This is a genomic window from Thermogutta sp. (genome assembly GCF_039793925.1).
GTDB lineage: Bacteria > Planctomycetota > Planctomycetia > Pirellulales > Thermoguttaceae > Thermogutta.
Genome location: NZ_JBAMME010000151.1, coordinates 1 through 1,176, shown reverse-complemented (window position 1 = coordinate 1,176; position 1,176 = coordinate 1). Strand labels below are relative to the sequence as shown.

Below are 1,176 nucleotides of genomic sequence, written 5' to 3'. Positions count from 1 at the left end.
CGTGTTTTTCGTTTGAGGAGTGTTACTTGAAGTTCCAAGAGTGTCGCGAGCTGTTCAAAAAATGCGGGCCGCTGGCCGCCGATCCCTTCGCCTTCTATTCCGGTGAAAGCTGGCCACCGGTTCCTACGCCCGCCCCGCGAACGCCGGTGAAATGGCCGCCCTGGTACCCGAATCTTCCCGGGCCCCCGCCGAGAAAATGAAAGCAGCGACGGTGTCTCGGGCGCTTTTGGCATTCCGGAGGGCAGTGCAAGGTTTGGTGGCTGGGACCGTACTTTTTTGGGGTTTTGTGATGATGGCACCGGCCCGGGAAACGGTCTTAGCTCCATGCGACAAAGAAGGGTTTATCTGGGGAGCCATCCTTCCTACCGGTCTGGGGACGGTCTCGCTTACCCTTCTGGCGGCCGCTCTCTTCCCAGAACGAATATTGCCTGCTCTCAGCGTAGCATTGGCAGTGGGACTCTGGTGGTCTGAGGAGCTTCTTGCGGTTTCTGAGCAGGTAGCCGTTACAGCTCTTCTGGGTTATCCCGTGCTGGCTGTCATCGCAAGGCTGATGGCTTTGAGAGTGTTTCGTTTCTCACAGGGCAATGGCCTGGTGGAAAGGCGCCTTAACCTCTGGCGCTCAGTGCTTCTTGCTACCTTCGTCACGATTAACCTTCAGTTCCACGCCAGGGTTCTCGAATTTTTCCACGAGGTGGCGCTCTGTTTGAAGAAAGGGCTCCTGTGGCCGTGGGGCTACGTCCTCGGCCTGGCAAGGTCCTTCGGTTCGATCGGAGAAGGCGTGTTCTGGGCAGATCCCCTGGTCTTCTTGGTAGGGTTGGCGCTGCTTTTGGCGCCCATCGCGACGCGAGTCTTGGTGAATGCCGAGGCAATAGCCCGCTATCGGTGGGTGTTCATTGTGGCCTCCGTTGCAAACTGGGCGTGGTGGATGCGCCCGGGTCCGGGATTGGCGTACGCGTGGTGCCCAAAGCTGTTGATTCGGCCTTATCAGAGCGTGCGTTTGGCGAAACGGTTGCAGGAGTTTTCGCTTTCCCCGAATGCCCAACAAACCTTCTCGCTTTTAGGGCGACCGTGGGTTTGGTACCTGCTCTATCTCAGCGTCCTGGGTCTGAGCATTGCTCTCTGGTGGTTCTTAGGCGGGTCCAGACGGAAAAACCAGACACGCGCCGAGGCGGCTCT

The 1,176-nt window shown here is 58.3% G+C and carries 2 protein-coding genes; both read left to right on the top strand.

Going from position 1 to position 1,176, the window contains the following annotated elements; genetic code table 11:
* Nucleotides 1–200 (top strand): hypothetical protein (locus tag ABJK56_RS06120; protein ID WP_347243779.1); only part of this gene is annotated, 200 nt, incomplete at its 5' end.
* An 89-nt stretch (nucleotides 201–289) separates the two neighbouring features.
* The coding region (locus ABJK56_RS06115) for a hypothetical protein (protein WP_347243778.1) at nucleotides 290–1,176 on the top strand (887 nt) is incomplete at its 3' end.